Here is a 19,574-nt window from a genome sequence, read left to right on the forward strand (position 1 = left end):
GCCGCTCCGGCAAGGGGTTTCGACCAGCTCAACCAGCGGTGGGCGCATAGAGCAGGACTTCCTTTGCTCAGCCGGCGAGAATTCAGCGCACTCAGCTCCGGTAGGGCTGCACCTCGAGGACGGTGACTTCGATCGGTTTGCCGGTGGGGGCGATGTAGCTCACCGTGTCGCCGACCTTGGCCCCGGTGATCGCCTGTCCGAGCGGCGACTGCGGGGAGAACACCTCGATCGAGGTGGAGTCTGCCAGCGCCATCAGCTCGCGTGAGCCGAGCAGAAAGGTGTCGGTGTCGTCCGGATCGTCGTCGTAGGCGATCGTCACCTTGCAACCGGGGGCCACCTGGTCGACGTCGCCCTCGGGGGCCTCCCCGACCTGAGCGTTGCGCAGCATCGACTCCAACTGGCGAATGCGTAGCTCTTGCTGGCCCTGCTCTTCGCGGGCGGCGTGGTAGCCCGCGTTCTCGCTCAGGTCGCCTTCGTCGCGGGCGCGGGCGATCTTCGCCGTCACGGTGGCGCGACCCTCGCCCTTCAGAAGCTCCAGCTCAGCGCTGGCCGCGTCGAACGCCTCCTGGGTCAGCCAGATGGTCTCAATCTGCTCGTCAGCCATCGGTCGAGCCTAGCAACATTCGCCCGCGGTCTCAGGTTGCGCTGGTGGTATTGGGTTGCGCTGGTGGTGTCAGGTTGCGGTGGTGCACGAGTCGACCGTGATGGCTGTGCCGCGCTTGAACGTGCGCAGGCTGACCGGCACGGTGGTGAGTCGCTGGCTGCCCGGCGCAATCTCGACCCAGCTTTCACCGACCCGGTCGTAGCTGAGTGCCTGAACGATCAGAAAGCACTTGGCCCCTACCGACGGGTCGGGGCGCTCCACCGTGAGCGTTGCGGTCACCTCGTTGTCCGAAACTATGGCGAAGGTGTCGATGCGGCCCGTGACCGCGGGGTTGGCTCGGTGTGAGGCCACCCACACCACGTAGCCGATCAGGGCCAGCACGACCACGCCCAGCACCGCCAGCACCGCCGGTGACAAGCGTTTGCGCGGGTAGCGGCGGCTGATCCGCTCGCGGTCGGCCTCGGTGATGCTCACCCGGCCATTGTGCCCGTCCGGCCGTTGGAAGTTGGTGTGGTCCGTTGGGGCTGGTGGGCACAATGGCGCCCATGTCTGAGACCACCATGATGCGGGTGGACGCCGCGGGCGAGCCGTTGCGGCTGCTGCACGTGCACGCCCACCCCGACGACGAGTCGTCCAAGGGGGCGGCGACCACGGCCAAGTACGTGGCCGAGGGCGTCCAGGTGCTGGTGGCGACCTGCACCGGTGGCGAGCGGGGTTCGATTCTGAACCCACGCATGGACACCCCCGAGAACTGGGCCACCATCGCCACCCTGCGGCACGAAGAGATGGCGCGAGCCAAGACCATCTTGGGCATCGAGCAGACCTGGCTCGGGTTCGTCGACTCGGGGCTGCCCGAGGGTGACCCGCTGCCGCCGCTGCCGCCGGGCTGCTTCGGTCTGGTGGACCCTGTGATCGCCGCCGGGCCGCTGGTGAAGGTGATTCGCGAGTTCCGGCCGCACGTGCTGACCACCTACGACGAGAACGGGGGCTACCCGCACCCCGACCACATCATGTGCCACCAGGTCTCGATGGCCGCTGTGGCGGCCGCCGCCGATCCGGATGCCTGGCCCGAGCACGGCCCGGCTTGGCAGGTGCTCAAGGTCTATTACCACATGGGTTTTCACCGTGCGCGGTTCGCGAAGCTGGACGAGTTGATGCACGCGCACGGTCTGGAGAGTCCCTACGCGGAGTGGCTGAAGAACTGGGAGCGCGACGAGGTGGAGGACCGGCTGACCACCTTCGTGCCCTGTGCGGAGTACTTCCCGCTGCGTGACCACGCCCTGCGGGCCCACGCCAGCCAGATCGACCCCGACGGGCCTTGGTTCGCGGTGCCGATGGCGATTCAGCAGGCCGGCTGGCCGACTGAGGATTTTCAACTGGCCAAGTCGACAGTGCCGGTCGCTCTGCCCGAAGAAGACCTGTTCGCGGGCATCGACACCCGAACCCCGGTTACTCTCAACACATGGTCTTACTCGATCTAGCCGACGCAAGCTGGTTTCCGCTGGCGATGGTGGTGGCGCTCGCCGTGGTGATGTACCTGCTGTACCGCAGCATGCGGCACGAGATCGGGAAGATCCGGACGCCGGCGGAGGGCGGCAAGCCGGACGACGGGGTCGATCGGTAAGCGACGTGTCTGGGTCGCGCAGCGGGGCTCCGTTTCCGGGGTTCCGTGTGTCACTTGCTGGCCCACTACCAGTTCGAAGCCATCCACCCGTTCCACGACGGCAACGGGCGAACCGGCCGCGTCATCAACATCCTCATGCTGATCGAGGCCGGCCTGCTGAACGACCCGATTCTCTACCTCTGGCGGGCGATCATCGCCCGGAAGAACGACTACTACCGGCTGTTGCGAGCGGTGACGGCCGCAGTTCTTGGCCCTGCTGTTCGAACAGCCGTACTGCCGCATCAACACCGTTGCCGAGCGCTGCGACGTTGCGCGCCAGACCGCCTCGTCATGGTTGCACGCTTTGGTTCAAGCGGGCCTCCTGAGCGACATCAAGGTGGGCAGGGAACTGCTCTTCGTCAACGACGAGTTTTTGAACGTGCTGACGCGTCCCGAGTGAGCTGACGCCAGACCGTTGGTGTTGAGTCCAGCGCACTGTCGATTCGACAGGCCAATAGGCTTGGCCCTGTGATCAAGTCCGCCAACCAATACCCGGTGCACACGCTGCTCGGCCACGACGGGAACCTACAGTACAAGATCCCGCCGTATCAACGCGAGTACTCGTGGCAGAAGGGCCAATGGGAGGACCTTTTCCAAGACCTTGTCGAGGCAGATGGGGCTCACTTCCTTGGGACCATCATTACCGTGAACCAGACCGACGATGCGGCAGCAAGCAACGTGCTGGAACTTGTTGATGGCCAGCAGCGCATGACGACCATCACTCTCCTGCTGGCGGCCATCTACTCGGTGCTCAAGGCCAACGTCGATGTTCTTGACGAGGACGATCGAACTGACGTCACCAACCTCGGGCGCCAGCTCATCAGGAAGCAGGACGGCGAGCCCCGGGTCACCCCGCAGACCCAAGGGCACAACCGCGACGACTACCGGACGGTACTCGCGGCAGCCGGCCTCAAGATTGACCCCAGCAAGAAGCCGTACTTCTCACTGCGTCGCATCTCCAAGTGCTACGAGCATTTCCGTATGGCACTCACCAAACTGGCGGAGTCCGAAGGCGTCAGAGAAGTCGATGCCGCCATGAGGATCCGTGATGCCGTGGAGCAGGCCGTCATTGTGAAGATTGAGGTCGCCAGCCATGCCGATGCCTTCGTCTTGTTCGAGTCCCTCAACAACCGAGGCATGCCACTGACGCCCGTCGACCTCATCAAGAACCACCTCCTCGCTGAAGCCGAGCGCAAGAAGGTCATGAACGTCGATGATGCGTTCAAGCGCTGGAACGAGATGCTCACCAGTCTCGGCGACGACTACGCCATCCACGAGAGATTCCTGCGCCACTACTACAACTCCTTCAAGGCCGAGTTGCCCATGGTGGCGAACGCGCCAGTCGCGACGAAGTCGCGCCTGATCCGCATCTACGAGGCGCTCCTCGCAGGTGACATCGAGGCGCGCGTTGACGCACTGGTCGCTGCCAGCAAGATCTATGGGCGTGTGACTGGCACGGCGGAGATTGACTCACCCAACGCACTGGACCACGCTCTTCGGCAACTTACTCGCGCCCAAGGTGCCCCCTCGTACATCCTGATCATGTGGATGCTCAGCAAGGCCGAGTTGCTGGAACTGTCCGAGGTGCAACTGGTCGATGTCGTGACACGACTGACCAGCTTCTTCGTGCGCCGCAACCTGACCGGGTTCCCACAGACCTACGCCTTGCCCAAGCTCTTCATGGATGTCATTTCCAGGTTGGACGGCGTAGTCGGTGACGATGCCGTCGCCGTGGTGTCGGCGGAGCTGACCGGCGCCTCATCGAGCGACGAGACGTTCCGCGAGCGGCTTGAAAGTGCAATCTACGAAGAGAACACCGACGTCACCCGTTTCGTGCTGACGACGCTCGCCGAGGACGCGATGACGAAAGAGACCAAGGTTGATCTCTGGGTTCAGGAGAAGGGGCACTTCGTTTGGACGATCGAGCACATCTTTCCGCAGGGCGAGAAGATCCCTCAGGCATGGCAGGACATGCTTGGCGGAGCCGAGGCAGCGAAGGCTGCGCAGGAGGAGCACGTCCACCGGCTCGGCAACCTGACAATCACGGCGTACAACAGCAACCTGGGCAATAAATCCTTCCCGGACAAGCGTGACCGCATTGACTTTCAGGGGCGTTTCATCGGATACAAGAACGGCCTCGCGCTGAACAATGAACTCGCCGAGAAGCAAGGGTGGACGGTAGCCGACATCGAAGCCCGTACCGATTCGCTTGCCGATCGTGTCCTTGAGCGTTTCCCGTTGTCATGACTCTTCATCGCCGAACCGGCACGCTCTTCTCCGGGTCGGCGAAAGCCAGAGTTGGTCCTCGGGCAAAATCGGGCTGTTGCCCTGAGCGAGATTCCGGGCCTTCGTTTCTTGCCAGTGTTCCCGGAGCTCCGTTTGCACCCTTGGGCTGTCATTGGCGGACATTCACGGGCCGAGAAGGGTGGCGGGGGCGACAGCGATGCCGTCGTCGCGGCGGTTCGCCTCGGTGCCGCTGGTGACGATGGTCGAGTCCCGCCGGGGCTGCCGCGCGCCTGGCCGGGGTCCATTCTCGGACTAGTCTGGACGGGTGGGAGTCGCGTCTGGCTCTCGGAGATCTGCTTCGTCTATCCCTCGGGTCACGTGGTAGGCATGCCGCTCGTCAGGAGTCAGAGAATTGGTCAACCGTCTCGCCGATGCGACAAGCCCGTATCTGCAGCAGCACGCCGGTAACCCGATCGACTGGTGGCAGTGGGGCGCCGGGGCGTTCGACGAAGCGCGGCGCCGCGACGTACCGATCTTGTTATCCGTCGGCTACGCAGCCTGCCACTGGTGTCACGTGATGGCCCACGAGTCGTTCGAAGACCCGGCGGTCGCGGCCCTGGTCAACTCACATTTCGTGGCGATCAAGGTCGATCGCGAGGAGCGTCCCGACATCGACGCCGTGCACATGAAGGCCACCCAGGCGCTCACCGGGCAGGGCGGCTGGCCGATGACGGTGTTTCTCACCCCCGGCGGTGACCCGTTCTTCGCGGGCACTTACTACCCGCCGCAGCCGGTCGGCGGCATGCCGTCGTTCGCCCAGGTGGTCACCGCGCTGGCCGACGCCTGGCGCGACCGCCGCGACGAGGTGCTGAGCAGCGCGGCCGGCATTGTGGCGCATGTCTCCGGCGAGTTCGATGCGCCGCCCGCCCCGGCAGCCGTCGATCTGCCGGGGGTGCTGCGGCAGGTCTCGGCCGACTTCGACGCCGTGCACGGCGGCTTCGGGCGCGCGCCCAAATTCCCCACCCCCGGTCTGGTCGACGCCCTGCTGGTGACCGGTGAACCAGCATCGTTGGACGCCGCCCAGCGCACCCTGGAGGCGATGCTGCGCGGCGGCATTCACGACCAGGTGGGCGGCGGCTTTCACCGCTACAGCGTCGACGCCGCGTGGGTCGTGCCGCACTTCGAGAAGATGCTCTACGACAACGCCCTGCTGCTGGGCAGCTACACCCGCGCCTGGTGCCGCACCGCCGATCACGATCAGGGGTTGCGGCTGCTGTTCGAGCGGACGGTGCGCGGCATCGTCCGGTTTCTGCGCGACGACCTGCAGCTTGAGCGCGGCGGGTTCGGCTCAAGCCTGGACGCCGATTCGTGCGACATTCGCGGCATGGTGCACGAGGGCATCTACTACGTGTGGTCGCCCGAACTGCTCATCGACGCCCTCGGTGCATCGGACGGCGCCTGGGCCCAGGAGCTGTTCCACGTCACCGCCGCCGGCACCTTCGAGCATGGCCTGTCGACCTTGCAATTGCGCGGCAGGCCCGATTGGCAGCGGCTCGACGGAGTGCTCGACCGGCTGCGTGAGGTGCGGGCCACCCGGTTCGCGCCGGCCCGCGACGACAAGCTGGTGGCCGCCTGGAATGGGTTCGCGATCGACGCCCTGGTGAACGCGGCCCTGGTGTTCGGCGAGCCGGACTGGCTCGCCCTGGCCGCCCGCGCCGCCGAGGCGACCTGGACGCTGTGGGTCGACGGACGGCTGCGCCGCACCGCGATGGACGGCGTCGCGGGTGACGCTCCCGGCATGGCCGAGGACCACGGGGCTCTCGCGCTGGGGCTGGCCCGACTGGCGGGCGCCACCGGGTCGTCACTGTGGCTCGAGAGGGCCGTGCTGCTGCTCGAGGCGGCGCTGGCCGGCTTCGATGCCGGTGACGGCGGCTTCTACGATGCCCCGGCGACTGACGGGCCGGGTCCGTTCGCCCGGGCGCGCGACACCTCCGACAACCCCACCCCTTCGGGCACCGCCTGCCTGGTGGCGGCGCTGCGACTGGTCGGTCTGCTGGCCGACCGCCCCGACCTGGCGGAGCGGGCCGATCGTGCCGCGGTCACCCTGCGCGGCATGGTCGAGTCGGCCCCGCGCTTCGCGGGCTGGGCGCTGGCCGACGAACTGATCGCCGATCAGGCCCGCCATCGGCTGATGCCTGCGGTCGCGGTGATCGTCACCCCCGGCGACGAGCCGATCGCTGAGCTGACCCGGGCCGCGGCCCGGATGGCTCCGGCCGGGACGGCGTTGCTGGCCGGCCCCACAGGCACGTCCGGCTTCGCCCATCACTTCGACGATCGTGACGCCCGCGGGGGAGCGGCCACCGCCTATGTGTGCCGTGGCCCCGTCTGCTTCGAGCCGGTCACCGAACTGAAGCCGCTGCGCAGTGCCTTGTGGCAGCGACCCTGAGCACGCCCCGCGCTTGTCGTTGGTCGAGCTTGTCGTTGGTCGAGCTTGTCGAGAACCCGTAGGTACATGCCCTGGGAGGGGTTTCGACAAGCTCAACCAGCGGTGGTTGATCAGCGCCTCCACAACGGGGTGCGGGGTCAATCAGCCGCGCAGCTCGGAGCGCCGCACCAGCACCTTCACGCCCTCCATGACCAGGAAGATCGCCACCGCGAACCCCAGCGGCACCGCCCACCCCAGCACGCCGACCGGCGCCGAGCCGAACCAGGTGTTCAGCACCGGCAGATAGGCGAAGGCAATCTGTAGCAGCACCAGCACGCCGATCACCGGCCAGATCAGTGGGTTGCCGACCAGAGCTTCGCGGCGCAGGCTCGACTCGCGCAGGAACCGGGAGTTGAACAGGTAGGCGGCCTGGCCGAGTGCCAGGGTGTTGACGGCCCAGGTCTGGGCGGCGGCCACGTCGAGGCCGAGGCGCAGCCCGATCAAGAAGGTGGCGAGAGTCGCGGCCGCGATCAGCAGCGACGCCAGCCCCAGCCGGGGCAAGAACCGGGCGCTGACCAGGGGAGTGCCCGGCGCACGGGGCGGCCGGCGCATGATGTCGGCCTCGGCCGGCTCGTAGGCCAGGGCCAGCGACAAGGTGACCGCGGTGATCATGTTCACCCACAGAATCTGCACCGGCTCCAGCGGCATGGTGGTGCCGAACAGCACCGCCACCAGCACCACCAGCGACTGGGCGCCGTTGGTGGGCAGCAGGAACAGCACCGATTTGTTCAGGTTGTCGTTGATTCGCCGGCCCTCTTCGACGGCGTACTCGATGGTGGCGAAGTTGTCGTCGGCCAGCACGATGTCGGCCGCCTCTTTGGTGGCGTCGGTGCCCTTGATACCCATCGCCACCCCGACGTCGGCCCGTTTCAGCGCCGGCGCGTCGTTCACCCCGTCGCCGGTCATGGCGACGATTTCGCCGTTGGCCTGCAGCGCCCGCACCAGGCGCAGCTTGTGCTCGGGGCTGGTGCGGGCAAAGGTGTCGGTGCGGTCGACGATGCTGCGCAGTTCGGTGTCGGAGGCCGCCTCGAGCTCGGCGCCGGTGACCGCCGATTCGGTGGACTCGTCGACGATGCCCATCTCGCGGCTGATCGCGGTGGCGGTGCCGGCGTGGTCGCCGGTGATCATCGTCACCTTGATGCCGGCCGCGTGGCAGGTGGCGATGGCGGTGATGGCTTCGGGCCGCGGCGGGTCGACGATGCCGGTGATGCCGAGCAGCACCAGGTCGGTGAGATCGTCATGGGTCACGGTGTCGGCGTCTGCGGGCCGGCTGGCGGCGGCCAGCACCCGCAGCCCCTGGGTGCTCAGGGCGTCCACCTGAGCGTTCCACCAGTCCCGATCGAGCGGGGCCGTTCCGCCGGGGGCGAGCTGTTGGGTCGCCCGGTCGAGCAGCCGGTCGGGGGCGCCCTTGACCATGATCACCCGGTGTCCCTCGGGTGTGGTGTTCGCGGTCGCCATGTACTTGTGGTCGGAGTCGAACGGCAGCACCGCCGTGCGCGGGTACCCGGACGGGTCGAAACCGGCCTTCAACCCCAGAGTGCGCAAGGCGCCCTCGGTGGGCTCGCCGACCAGGCCCCAGCGTCCGTCGGTTTCGCTCACCACGGCGTCGTTGACCACGCTCATCACCGCCACGGTGGCCAGCAGGTCGCCGTGTCCGGCCAGGGTGACTTCGGTGTCGCCCTGCCGAATGGTGCCGGACGGGTCGTAGCCGAGCCCTTCCACGCTGTAGTCGCCCAGCGGGGTCACCACCGTGCGCACCGTCATCTCGTTGGTGGTCAGGGTGCCGGTCTTGTCGGAGCAGATCCGGGTGACCGACCCCAGTGTCTCGACCGCCGGCAGCCGGCGGACGATCGCGTTGCGCTTGGCCATCTGCTGCACGCCCAAGGCGAGCGTGATGGTGACCAGCGCCGGCAGGCCCTCGGGAATGGCTGCGACCGCGAAACCGATGGTGGCCGAGATCAGCTCGCCGGCGGGCATGCCGTGCAGCAGCTTGCCGATTGCCACCATGGCCAGCGCCATCACGGCGATGACCAGTGACAAGTGTTTGCCGAATCCGGCGATCTGCCTGGTCAGCGGGGTGTCGAAGGCGTCGATCTCGCTGAGCAGAGTGGTGATCCGGCCGATCTCGGCCTGGGCGCCGGTGGCGGTGACCACGCCGACGCCCTGGCCGGCCGACACCAGCGACGACGAGAAGAGCATTGACGAGCGGTCGCCGATGCCCGCGCGGAGCGCCACCGGCTCGACCCGCTTATCGGACGGCACCGCCTCGCCGGTCAGCGCAGCCTCCTCGACCCGTAGGTTGGACGCCTCGATCAGTCGCAGATCGGCCGGCACCTTGGCCCCGGCCGCCACTCGGACGATGTCGCCCGGCACGAGCTGTTCGGCCGGGATCGAGCTCCACGCGCCGTCGCGGTGCACCTGGGCGTCGGCCGACAGCATGGTGCGAATGCCGGCCAGCGCCTGTTCGGCGCGACCCTCCTGCACGAAGCCGATCACCGCGTTGATCACCGCAACCGACAAGATCACCCAGAAGTCGATCCACTCGCCCATGGCCACCTTGAGCGCGGCCGCCGCGAGCAGAATGTAGATCAGCACGTCGTCGAAGTGCGACAGAAAACGCTTGATCGCCGACTCGGGGGCGACCGCCTCGAGCCGGTTCGGCCCGTACCGGTCGAGTCGCTGCTGGGCCTCGGCACTGGTCAGGCCGTCGGCGCTGACGCCGAGTGCCTCGAGCGTCTCGTCCGCGGTCAGCGCGTGGGCCTGCTCGGGGTGCCCGGCGGATGTCTGAACGGTCATGGCTGCCTCCTGATCTGCAAGTCTGCCCGACGGCGCGCCGCGTCCGGCGCCGGTTCGGTGGCCGGATTCTGCTTCGCAGGTGAGGCCGATTTCATCGGCTGATGATTTGATCCGATGATGAACCTACGTTACCGTAGGTAGCGTCACGACAACCCAAGGATGCACCATGGATCTCAGTCACGCTCCGGTTGCCAAACCGCTGATGCGCGGCTGGCTGCACCTGGTGATGACGCCGCTGGCCTTGTTGGCCGGCCTGGCGCTGGTGGTGCTCGCACCCACCGTCACCGGACGCATCGGCGGTGCCGTGTGGCTGCTGGCCGCGGTCGAACTGTTCGGTGTCAGTGCCACCTACCATCGGGGGAATTGGGGCGAGCGGACGGGCACCATGCTGCGCCGGCTCGACCACGCCAACATCTTCGTGTTCATCGCCGCGTCGTACACGCCGCTGGCCCTGATGCTGCTCAGCCCGTCCAGCCGCACCATGCTGCTGATCATCATCTGGGCCACCGCGGCCGCCGGGGTGTTCTTCAACCTGGTCTGGATCAACTCTCCGCGCTGGCTGCACACCCTGCTGTATCTGGTGATGGGTTGGGCGGCGCTCGGCTGGGTCGGCGAGTTCTGGGCGAACGCCAGCCTGCCGGCCTTCGTGCTGATCGCGTTGGGCGGCCTGGTCTACAGCGCCGGTGCCGTCGTCTACGCGCTCAAGCGGCCCGACCCGTCCCCGCGCTACTTCGGCTACCACGAGATCTTTCACGCCTGCACGATCGTGGCCGCCATCTGCCATTTCATCGCGATCGCGATGGTCACCCTGGGCTGATCAACGGGCACGCCGTCGCTCGAGCTGGTCGAAACCGCCACATCGCGATGGCCTCGACCAGGCTCGACCAACGATGATTGGCCAACCCCTTGTGCGCTGCCGTGACAAGGTGGGGTTCATGCTGCTGATCGTTCCCACCGACGCACCCGCGGTTCTCGATCCGGTCGACGGAGTCGAGATGCTCCCTTACGACCCTGAGCAGAACCTGACCGAGGCCCATCTGGCCGCCGACGCGGCGGTGCTGTGGGGTTTCGCATCGCCGATCATCGACCAGTTGGTGGGCGCCCCCAATTTGCGCTGGATCCAGACCCTCACCGCCGGCCCCGACCCGGTGCTGGCGGCCGGTTTTCCCGATTCTGTGCAGGTCACGACCGGTCGCGGCTTTCACGACGAGACGGTCGCCGAGCACACCATCGCGCTCACTCTGGCCGGGCTGCGCCAGTTGCCCGAAGCGGCCGCGGCGCAACGTGAGCACCGCTGGGCCGCCGAGCTGAGCGGGTTCAAGCCGTTGCACGACGGCAAGACGCTGACCACGCTGATCGACTCGCGGGTGACGATCTGGGGCTTCGGTTCGATCGGGCAGGCCTGTGCGGCACGGTTCGCGGCGTTCGGGGCGTCGGTGACCGGGGTGGCGCGCAGCGCCGGCGAACGCGGCGGGTTTCCGGTGGTGGCCACTGAGCAGGTGGACGAGTTGCTGCCCCGCACCGACGTGCTGGTGCTGGTGCTGCCCAAGTCGCCGGCCACCGACAACGTGCTGGACGCCCGCCGGCTGGCCCTGCTGCCGGCCTGGGCCTGGGTGGTCAACGTCGGCCGCGGCAACGCCATCGACGAGGAGGCGCTGGTTGCCGCGCTGACGGCGGGCACCCTGGGCGGAGCCGCACTCGACGTGATGCAGACCGAACCGCTGCCGTCCGATTCGCCCCTGTGGAGTGCGCCGCGCACAATTCTGACCCCGCACAACGCCGGTGGTCGTCCGCTGCACACTCGTGAGTTCATCGGCGAGAACCTGCGGCGGTTCGTGGCCGGTGAACCGCTGCGAAACTTGGCCACCCGTTGAGGAACCGCTGATTTCTTGCTGGTCGAGCTTGTCGAGACCTCGGTCATCACGCTGTGGCAGGGATTTCGTCCGGTTGAGTTTGTCGAAATCCCTCGTGGGAGCATTCCGTTCGAGGTCTCGACAAGCTCGACCAGCGAAAGATCAGCGTCTGGTGAAACCTCGATCCGCCGATCTGTGGTCACTGTGCGACGCCAAGGGTGCACCGGCTGCGCGCAACCGGCTTGCCAGTGCGCCGCTCTGGCGCCGCTCGCTACGTCGCCCACAGGTGAATCACGGTCAAACCGGTTCGACAGCCCTGCTCGTGCCACCCCCGCCGGCGCGCACGGCGGTAGGGTTGCCCGCATGGAGTGGGTCACTCGCGTCGCCCGGGTGCTCACCGCGCTCGATCCGACCGGTCTGGCATACCACGCCTACGAAAAGCGGTTGCTGGCCGACCTGACCCCCGACCGGCTGCCGCGGCACGTGGCGGTGATGGCCGACGGCAATCGGCGCTGGGCCCGGCGCAACGCCCCCGACGAGCCGGTGGCTGTGGGCTACGACGCCGGGGCCGACAAGCTCAAGGAGTTCGTCGGCTGGTGCGAAGAGGTCGGCATCCCGACCGTGACCGTGTGGGTGCTTTCTACCGACAACCTCGACCGGTCGGACGACCACGAGTTCGCGCCCCTGCTGCAGGTGATCGAAGACCTGGTGGTCGAACTGGCCGCGGAGGGTCCGTGGCGGGTGCAGATCGTGGGTGACCTCGACCTACTGCCGGAGGCCATGGCGACCCGGCTGCGCGAGGCGTCGGCCTCAACCGAGGGGCGCTCGGCCATGCACGTGAACGTGGCGGTCAGTTACGGCGGACGGCACGAGTTGCGCGACGCGTTCCGGTCGCTGTTGGCCGCCGAGGCGGCCAAGGGCAGCAGCCTGGCCGAGCTCGCCGAGACGCTCGAGATCGACCAGATCGCCTCGCACCTGTACACCGCCGGGCAGCCCGACCCCGACCTGGTGATCCGCACTTCGGGTGAGCAGCGGCTATCGGGCTTTCTGATCTGGCAGTCGGCGCACAGCGAGTTCTACTTTCACGAGGCCCTGTGGCCGGATTTTCGCAAGGTCGACTTCATTCGCGCGCTGCGAGCCTACGCCCAGCGGGAACGCCGCTTCGGCCGCTGAGAGTCAGCGGTGGTTGCTGGTTTTCGTTGGTCGAGCTTGTCGAGGCCTCGGATTGTGTGTCCTGTGTGGGGGTTTCGACTAGCTCAACCAGCGGTGGTTGCTGGTTTTCGTTGGTCGAGCTTGTCGAGACCTCGGATTGTGTGTCCTGTGTGGGGGGGGGATTTCGACTAGCTCAACCAGCGGCTACTGCGCCAGCAGCAACTCGTACAGCGCGGCCCGCAGCGGGTCGGGCAGGTCGATGCCGTCCAGCCGGCGAACCAGCTCCAGGGAGTCCCCCATCTGCTGGATCGCCGCCCAGGCCCGGTCTTTGGTCAGGTACTCGCCCTGGGTGCTGCGCAACACCTCGAACAGCCGATCGCGTGTCGTCGGGTGGGTCACCGGCAGTCGTTGCGACAGCCGGACGCTCGCCCCCGAGGAGGTGGCCACCGCGCCCAGGTCGATCCGCAGGCCGGTAGGCCCGGCGCTGGCAACCCCTTGATCGACTGTGGCCTCGCCAACGCCGTGCACGACCACCGTCCACGACCGAACCGACGGCACCACAGCCAGCTCGCCTTGCGCGGCACCCACGCTGAACAGTCCCTCGGCATCGTTCCAGGTCAGCCGGGTGCGCACGGCCCGCGGGTTCGCGGCGTCGTCGTCTTCGTACACGATGAACTCACCGTCGGCGCCGGCAAACACATGCACCTCAAACGATGCCGGGTTGCCGATGCCCAGCTCGTCCGGGCCGGTCAACGGCACGATCGCGCCGTCGCGGGCCAGCACCGGGTATTCGCCCAGCCGGCGGTGCAACTGCACGTCACGCCCGCCCGCGTAGCTGACCCCGGTGAAGAAGTCGGTCCAGCGGCCGGCCGGCAGCCACGACGACGCCGCGCCCAGCCCGGTGCCGGCGTCCGCGGGCGAGGTGATCGGCACCACCAGCAACTCGGTGCCGAAAAAATAGGTATTGCGCGACCCGAAGTTGCGCGGCTCAACCAGGTCGCCCACCTGGCTCTCGTGGTACAGCGGACGGCACAGGGACTGCCCGGTGCGGTTGGCCCGCTCATTCATCGTGTACAGGTAGGGCACCAGCCGGTGCCGCAACCGCAGGTACTCCACCATCACGCCGTCGTACGGCTCCGGGAAATTCCACGGTTCCTTGCCCTGAAAGGGGCTCAGCGTGGAGTGCAGCCGGTTGATCGGCGAGAACGTGCCCAACTGGTACCAGCGGGTGACCAGCTCGTTGTCGCGGTAGCCGAACATGTGGCCGCCGATGTCGTGACTCCACCAGCCGAAGCCGATATTCGAGGCGGTGGCGGTGAACTCGGGCTGAAAGTGCAGGCTGGGCCAACTGTTGATCGTGTCGCCCGAGAACCCGACCGGGTAGCGGTGCGAGCCCGGGCCGGCGTAGCGCGAGAAGGTGACCGGACGCTCCCCGCGCCGTGCGCTGTCGAGAAAATGAAAGTGGTTGAGCAGCCACAGCGGGTCGAGTCCGGCAACCGAGGTGTGCGTGCCCTGCTGCCAGTCGAGCCACCAGAAGTCGACCCCCTGGTCTTCGAGGGGGTGGTGCAACTGCTCGAAATAGGCACGCAGAAACGCCTCGTCGGCGATGTCGAAGTCGACCGGCTGCTCGGTGGCCGGGTCGATGCCCAGCGCCTCTGCCATGCGCGGGTACGCCTCTTCGAACGCCCGGACGCCGTCGGCGGGGTGCACGTTGAGTGCCACCTTGAGACCGCGTTCGTGCAACCAGGCCAGAAACTCCTGCGGATCGGGGAACAGCTCGCGGTTCCAGGTGTAGCCGGTCCAGCCGGTGCCGTACTGCGGCGGCACGTCGACCAGGTGCCAGTCCATGTCGATCACCGCGACGCTGAACGGCACCCCCTGCGCGGCGAAACGCTCCATCAGGCCGCGATACTCGGCATCGGTGTAGGGGTGGTAGCGGCTCCACCAGTTGCCGAATGCCCAGCGGGGCAGCAGCGGCTGTGAACCGGTGAGCCGGTAGAAGTCGTCCAGGGCCTGCTGGTAGTCGGCGCCGTGGGCGAACAGGTAAACATCGGTTGCGCCGGGGGTGCGCGGGGCCACCCAGCCGTCGACGGTGAGCGCCATGGTGGCGCTGTCGTCGAGCATCGCCGAGCCTGCGACGCTGAGCACCCCGTTCTCCAGCGGGGTGGGGCCGTCCACCTCGTCGAGGGTGCGTGCGGTACCGCCCAGATTCGCGCTGCCGCCGCCCCAGAGTTCCTGCTGTTCGCCGTAGCGCCAGGTGCGGCGGTGACCGGTTCCGCCGGCCAGGTGGGCGAACAGTCCGCCCGGGCTGAACGGCTTCTCGTCGTAGCTCAGGTGCACGCCCTGCGTGGCGATCTCGATGCCGTGCTTGGTGCGGCGCACCGTGAAGTCGACCGGTTCGAACTGCCGGTTGACCACCAGTTGGGTGGCGCGGTCTTCGAACTGGCCGCTCTCGCAATACTCCAGCCGAAACAGAGCGGGGCTCAGCACGGTGATGCGGTAGTTATCGCCTCGCACCTGCGACTCTGCGGGTGCCTGCGGCGTTGTGGGCATGATCAGATGCTCGGGCAACGTCATGCCAGACACCCTAGAGGGTTACGAGATTCCGCAGGTAGGCGAAGTCGGCTGGACGTCGTCCCAGCACGCCCTAGGGAATCTCTGTGCCTCGTCGGTCGCTGCGACGCGCACCCATCGTGAATATTGCGTGACGACGGCGACACGCGCTGCGCGTGCAACCGCCATCGGCCCGCGCCCGGCTTACAGTGCAGACACGGTCACCCCACGGCGGCCGTCCAGGAGGAAACGATGCGCTGTTTGACCCTGACCGGTCGAACCCGCGGGCCCGCACCGGGCCCAACCCTCTCCGGCTGATCAGCACTGGCGGCCGGCGCCGGTGCAGCGTGCGGCCCGAACGAACAGGAGCGCACGTGCCCGAAACCACTCGGTCTACCCGTAGAACCACTCGCGTCGATCACGCGACCGCCGTGCGCACCTATGTGATCGACACCTCCGTGCTGCTCAGCGATCCGCATGCCCTGCGCAACTTCGACGAGCACGAGGTGATCGTGCCGATCGTGGTGGTCACCGAGCTTGAGGCCAAACGTCAGCACCCCGAACTCGGCTTCTTCGCCCGCACCGCCCTGCGCTACCTCGACGAGCTGCGCATCGCCAACGGACGGCTCGACCTGCCGCTCAGCGTCAACGACTCCGGCGGAACCCTGCACGTGGAGCTGAACCACTCCGACCAGACCGTGTTGCCGCACGGCTTCAGGCTCGGCGACAACGACTCGCGCATTCTGGCGGTCGCGCTGAACTACTCCGCCGAGGGCCGTGACGTGGTGCTGGTCAGCAAGGACGTGCCGCTGCGGGTCAAGGCGTCGGCGGTCGGGCTGGCAGCCGAGGAGTACCTGTACGAGTTGCCGCCAGACTCGGGCTGGACCGGCATGGCCGAGGTCGAGGTGGCGCCGGCCAGCGTCGACGGCCTCTACGCCAACGGCACCGCCATCGTGCCCGAAGCCCTCGACCTGCCCTGCCACAGCGGGGTGGTGCTGCACGCGTCCGGCTCGTCGGCGCTGGGCCGGGTGCTGCCCGACGGCAGCGTCAAGCTGGTCCGCGGCGAGCGCGATTGCTTCGGCATTCACGGCCGCTCCGCCGAACAGCGGGTGGCGCTCGACCTGTTGCTCGACCCGTCCGTCGGCATCGTGTCGCTGGGCGGCAAGGCCGGCACCGGCAAGTCGGCCCTGGCGTTGTGTGCGGGCCTCGAATCGGTGCTGGAGCGGCAGCAGCACGCCAAGGTGATCGTATTTCGTCCGCTGTACGCTGTGGGTGGCCAAGAGCTCGGCTACCTGCCCGGCAGCGAGGGCGAGAAGATGTCGCCGTGGGCGCAGGCGGTGTTCGACACCCTGGGCTCGGTGACCAACCGCAACGTGATCGACGAGGTGCTGGCCCGCGATTTGCTCGAGGTGCTGCCGCTGACCCACATTCGCGGCCGGTCGCTGCACGACGCGTTCGTGATCGTCGACGAGGCGCAGTCGCTGGAGCGCAACGTGCTGCTCACCGTGCTGTCGCGGATCGGGCAGAACTCGCGGGTCGTGCTCACCCACGACGTGGCACAACGTGACAACCTGCGGGTCGGACGGCATGACGGCGTCGTCGCGGTGGTCGAGAAGCTCAAGGGCCATCCGCTGTTCGCCCATGTGACGCTGACCCGCTCGGAACGCTCTCCGATCGCGGCACTGGTCACCGACCTGCTCGAGGACGTCGGCATCTGAGCCGAGCGGCACCCGCTGATCGCGGGCCCCAGCGTTGGTTGAGCGTGTCGAAACCATCGTTGGTTGATCCTCAACGTCGAAGCCTTGGGCGGCAGCCACCCGTGGACGCCGAGCGGTCGGCCGCCGCGGCCTCGCGTACCGTGTGCGCATGACGGTGGGGGTGCGGGTTCCGCTGCGGCTGGCCGACGCGCATGGGCGCGTCGCCACCGACCTGCGGGTCTCGCTGACCGATCGGTGCAACTTGCGCTGCGGCTACTGCATGCCCGCCGAGGGCCTGCCTTGGCTGCCCACCGACGAGGTGTTGAGCGATGCCGAGGTGCTGCGGGTGCTGGGGGTGGCAGTGCGGCAGTTGGGGGTCACCAAGATTCGTTTCACCGGTGGCGAGCCCCTGCTGCGGCGCTCGCTGGAAAGCATCATCGCCGGCGCGAAGCAGTTGCGTACCCACGCCGGCGACACCCCCGAACTCTCGCTCACGACCAACGGCATCGGCCTCGACAAGCGCGTATCAGGCCTGGTTGCGGCAGGTTTGGGCCGGGTGAACGTGTCCCTGGACTCACTCGATCGGGAGCGCTACGCCGCGCTGGCCCGCCGCGACCGGCTGCCCGCCGTACTGTCCGGCCTGGCCGCCGCCGAGGCCGCCGGAGCGCTGCCGGTGAAGGTGAATGCGGTGATCATGCGCGATCACAACGAACGCGACGTCGTGCCGCTGGCGCAGTTCTGCCTCGAGCGCGGCTACCAGTTGCGCTACATCGAGCACATGCCGCTGGGCCCCCAGCACGTCTGGGACCGAGCCACCCTGGTCGCCCAGGCCGAAATCCTCGCCCTGCTGGGCGAGCGGTTCGAGCTGACGCCGGCCGCCGAACCTCGTGGCGCCGCTCCGGCCGAGCTGTGGCAGATCGCACCCGACGGCACCCAGCCGGGCGGACTGATCGGCGTGATCCCGTCGGTGACGGCACCGTTCTGCGCCGCCTGCGACCGCACCCGAATCACTGCCGACGGCCAGTTGCGCACCTGCCTGTTCTCGCGCACCGAGACCGACCTGCGCGGACCGCTGCGGGCCGGGGCGTCCGACCTCGAACTCGCCGAGCTGTGGGCCGGCGCGCACGGCCGCAAGGCCGTCGCGCACGGCATCGGCGAACCCGGCTTTGTGCCACCAGATCGAACCATGAGCGCCATCGGAGGTTGACCGTGAGGATTCGCTATTTCGCCGGCGCGGCCGAGGCTGCGGGTGTGCCCGAAGAATCATTCGAGCCGGACTTCGACGTCACCGTCGCCGAGCTCGTCGAGCAGCTCGGCGCCGACCGGGAGCGGCTGGCCAAGGTGCTGGCGGTATCCACCCTGCTGATCGACGGACGCCCCGTGCACGAGCGCAGCGAGTACATCGGCCCGGAATCTCAGGTGGACGTACTGCCGCCCTTCGCCGGGGGCTAGCCCAGCGTGCAGGGCCACCGGTGCCGCCGATGGGTCGATCACGGATCGTTCACCCAGAGGTGAGTTGAGCGATCGCGGCGTCCAGGTCGTCGGAGCGGTCGGTGATCAGTTGCTGCGCGGCCCGGCCGAGAGCGTCGAGCCGCTCGCGACTCGGGTCGTCCATGGCGCCGGCGAGACGGGCGTCCACGACCTGGAAGCGATGGAACCTGGACGCAGCAAGGGCGCGGCGGGCCAGCAACTCACCGGCCCACACGCTGGTGGCCAGGCCGGCCAGGTCGTGGGCGGCTCCCAGCCAGGTGCCGTTCTGATCGAGCAGCGAGCTGCCAGGAGCAGCGCCGGTGCCGAGCGACACCAGGCAGATCGTATCGGCGGACGCCCGTCCGCCGGTGAGGGCAAGCGCCTCGGACAGGCCAACCGCAGCCGGGTTATTGGCCCACATGCCGCCGTCGACGAAGCTGCGCTGGGCGCCGCCCCAGGTGATGGTGGCCGGTGGAAAGAACGTCGGTGCAGCACAGGTGGCGCGGGCGACATCGCGCAGGGTCAGGTCGAACATCGGGTCGGCCACCGCGTCTCGACTGGCCAGCACGACTGGCATAGCGGCAGCGGTATCGAAGGTGGTGATGGCCAGGGGAGTGGTGACCTGGGCCAGGCGAAGATCGCCGAACACCTCGCGCAGCACTGCTTCCAGGCCGTCCGGCCGATGCTTGGAATTGCCGTCCATCGCGGGGTTGCCGCCGAACGACGCACCGATGTGCCGAGACGCGCGGTCCAAGCGCTCGGCCAGGTCGGCAACACTGCCGAACAGACGCTTCGACTGCGGTATACCGGCGTGGCTGCCGCCGAAGATGCGTCGTCCGACTCGTGGGTAGAACTGGGCCAACTCGCAGGCCTCGATACCGATCGCGACGCCGATGCCGATGATGCCGCCGGTGGAGGTGCCCACGATCAGGTCGAAGAGCTCGTCAGCGGGTCGTCCGGCTCGTCGCTCGATCTCGGCGAGGAGCAGGGCAGGGAGGTGTCCGCGCACACCGCCGCCGTCGATGCACAACACGCGGAACGGGTGGGCGTTCATGTCTCAACTGTGCTGCGCGGA

The 19,574-nt window shown here is 67.8% G+C and carries 16 protein-coding genes and 1 pseudogene; 12 read left to right on the forward strand and 5 right to left on the reverse strand.

The window, feature by feature from the left end; all coding sequences use genetic code 11:
- Positions 1-91: 91 nt before the first annotated feature.
- Complete coding sequence (gene greA / locus QM721_RS04705) at positions 92-604, reverse strand: transcription elongation factor GreA (RefSeq protein WP_415119479.1); 513 nt, start codon at positions 602-604, stop codon at positions 92-94.
- A 69-nt stretch (positions 605-673) separates the two neighbouring features.
- Positions 674-1,078: a DUF4307 domain-containing protein gene (locus QM721_RS04710; protein WP_415119481.1), complete on the reverse strand. Its 405-nt coding sequence runs from the start codon at positions 1,076-1,078 to the stop codon at positions 674-676.
- Between the two features lie 71 nt (positions 1,079-1,149).
- Here QM721_RS04710 and mca point away from each other — a divergent pair, with 71 nt between their 5' ends.
- The 6 genes and pseudogenes from mca to QM721_RS04740 all read left to right on the forward strand — a co-directional run bounded on the left by mca (position 1,150) and on the right by QM721_RS04740 (position 6,939).
- Positions 1,150-2,085 carry a mycothiol conjugate amidase Mca gene (gene mca, locus QM721_RS04715; RefSeq protein WP_415119483.1) on the forward strand — a complete coding sequence of 312 codons (936 nt, stop codon included), beginning with the start codon at positions 1,150-1,152 and terminating at the stop codon, positions 2,083-2,085.
- Entirely contained in the window at positions 2,067-2,228 is a 162-nt protein-coding gene (locus tag QM721_RS04720; protein ID WP_415119485.1) for a hypothetical protein, read from the forward strand. Before mca ends, QM721_RS04720 begins: the two co-directional genes overlap by 19 nt.
- 45 nt (positions 2,229-2,273) lie before the next feature.
- Positions 2,274-2,333, forward strand: a pseudogene (locus tag QM721_RS04725) (hypothetical protein); the annotation flags it as partial.
- 142 nt (positions 2,334-2,475) lie between these two features.
- Entirely contained in the window at positions 2,476-2,667 is a 192-nt protein-coding gene (locus QM721_RS04730; protein ID WP_415119487.1) for a hypothetical protein, read from the forward strand.
- 68 nt (positions 2,668-2,735) lie between these two features.
- On the forward strand, positions 2,736-4,514 hold the full coding sequence (locus QM721_RS04735) for a DUF262 domain-containing protein (RefSeq protein WP_415119489.1): 1,779 nt from the start codon (positions 2,736-2,738) through the stop codon (positions 4,512-4,514).
- Positions 4,515-4,905: 391 nt separating this feature from the next.
- A complete protein-coding gene (locus QM721_RS04740) occupies positions 4,906-6,939 on the forward strand; it encodes a thioredoxin domain-containing protein (protein ID WP_415119491.1) in 2,034 nt (677 codons plus the stop codon).
- Positions 6,940-7,080: 141 nt separating this feature from the next.
- Here the strand turns inward: QM721_RS04740 and QM721_RS04745 are convergent, their stop codons facing one another.
- Positions 7,081-9,774 carry an HAD-IC family P-type ATPase gene (locus QM721_RS04745; RefSeq protein WP_415119493.1) on the reverse strand — a complete coding sequence of 898 codons (2,694 nt, stop codon included), beginning with the start codon at positions 9,772-9,774 and terminating at the stop codon, positions 7,081-7,083.
- Positions 9,775-9,940: 166 nt separating this feature from the next.
- Between QM721_RS04745 and trhA the strand changes: the two genes are divergently transcribed.
- The 3 genes from trhA to QM721_RS04760 all read left to right on the forward strand — a co-directional run bounded on the left by trhA (position 9,941) and on the right by QM721_RS04760 (position 12,800).
- A complete protein-coding gene (trhA, locus tag QM721_RS04750) occupies positions 9,941-10,591 on the forward strand; it encodes a PAQR family membrane homeostasis protein TrhA (RefSeq protein ID WP_415119495.1) in 651 nt (216 codons plus the stop codon).
- 118 nt (positions 10,592-10,709) lie between these two features.
- A complete protein-coding gene (locus QM721_RS04755) occupies positions 10,710-11,648 on the forward strand; it encodes an NAD(P)-dependent oxidoreductase (RefSeq protein ID WP_415119497.1) in 939 nt (312 codons plus the stop codon).
- Positions 11,649-11,990: 342 nt separating this feature from the next.
- On the forward strand, positions 11,991-12,800 hold the full coding sequence (locus QM721_RS04760; protein ID WP_415119499.1) for an isoprenyl transferase: 810 nt from the start codon (positions 11,991-11,993) through the stop codon (positions 12,798-12,800).
- A gap of 183 nt (positions 12,801-12,983) precedes the next feature.
- Here the strand turns inward: QM721_RS04760 and QM721_RS04765 are convergent, their stop codons facing one another.
- Positions 12,984-15,356, reverse strand: a complete 2,373-nt coding sequence (locus QM721_RS04765; protein ID WP_415119501.1) for a TIM-barrel domain-containing protein — start codon at positions 15,354-15,356, stop codon at positions 12,984-12,986.
- A gap of 350 nt (positions 15,357-15,706) precedes the next feature.
- Here QM721_RS04765 and QM721_RS04770 point away from each other — a divergent pair, with 350 nt between their 5' ends.
- The 3 genes from QM721_RS04770 to QM721_RS04780 all read left to right on the forward strand — a co-directional run bounded on the left by QM721_RS04770 (position 15,707) and on the right by QM721_RS04780 (position 18,481).
- On the forward strand, positions 15,707-17,050 hold the full coding sequence (locus QM721_RS04770) for a PhoH family protein (RefSeq protein WP_415119503.1): 1,344 nt from the start codon (positions 15,707-15,709) through the stop codon (positions 17,048-17,050).
- A gap of 148 nt (positions 17,051-17,198) precedes the next feature.
- Positions 17,199-18,236 carry a GTP 3',8-cyclase MoaA gene (gene moaA, locus QM721_RS04775; protein ID WP_415119505.1) on the forward strand — a complete coding sequence of 346 codons (1,038 nt, stop codon included), beginning with the start codon at positions 17,199-17,201 and terminating at the stop codon, positions 18,234-18,236.
- Between the two features lie 2 nt (positions 18,237-18,238).
- On the forward strand, positions 18,239-18,481 hold the full coding sequence (locus tag QM721_RS04780) for a MoaD/ThiS family protein (protein ID WP_415119507.1): 243 nt from the start codon (positions 18,239-18,241) through the stop codon (positions 18,479-18,481).
- A gap of 49 nt (positions 18,482-18,530) precedes the next feature.
- Here the strand turns inward: QM721_RS04780 and QM721_RS04785 are convergent, their stop codons facing one another.
- Complete coding sequence (locus tag QM721_RS04785; protein WP_415119509.1) at positions 18,531-19,553, reverse strand: patatin-like phospholipase family protein; 1,023 nt, start codon at positions 19,551-19,553, stop codon at positions 18,531-18,533.
- Positions 19,554-19,574: the final 21 nt, after the last annotated feature.

Source organism: Micropruina sp. (assembly GCF_047602085.1).
Classification (GTDB): domain Bacteria; phylum Actinomycetota; class Actinomycetes; order Propionibacteriales; family Propionibacteriaceae; genus Micropruina.

Excerpts from the sequence above, each read along its gene's own strand:
- greA (WP_415119479.1), bottom strand. The coding sequence starts at position 604 with ATGGCTGACGAGCAGATTGAGACCATCTGGCTGACCCAGGAGGCGTTC.
- mca (WP_415119483.1), top strand. The coding sequence starts at position 1,150 with ATGTCTGAGACCACCATGATGCGGGTGGACGCCGCGGGCGAGCCGTTG.
- QM721_RS04720 (WP_415119485.1), top strand. The coding sequence starts at position 2,067 with ATGGTCTTACTCGATCTAGCCGACGCAAGCTGGTTTCCGCTGGCGATG.
- QM721_RS04745 (WP_415119493.1), bottom strand. The coding sequence starts at position 9,774 with ATGACCGTTCAGACATCCGCCGGGCACCCCGAGCAGGCCCACGCGCTG.
- trhA (WP_415119495.1), top strand. The coding sequence starts at position 9,941 with ATGGATCTCAGTCACGCTCCGGTTGCCAAACCGCTGATGCGCGGCTGG.
- QM721_RS04755 (WP_415119497.1), top strand. The coding sequence starts at position 10,710 with ATGCTGCTGATCGTTCCCACCGACGCACCCGCGGTTCTCGATCCGGTC.
- QM721_RS04760 (WP_415119499.1), top strand. The coding sequence starts at position 11,991 with ATGGAGTGGGTCACTCGCGTCGCCCGGGTGCTCACCGCGCTCGATCCG.
- QM721_RS04765 (WP_415119501.1), bottom strand. The coding sequence starts at position 15,356 with ATGACGTTGCCCGAGCATCTGATCATGCCCACAACGCCGCAGGCACCC.
- moaA (WP_415119505.1), top strand. The coding sequence starts at position 17,199 with ATGACGGTGGGGGTGCGGGTTCCGCTGCGGCTGGCCGACGCGCATGGG.
- QM721_RS04785 (WP_415119509.1), bottom strand. The coding sequence starts at position 19,553 with ATGAACGCCCACCCGTTCCGCGTGTTGTGCATCGACGGCGGCGGTGTG.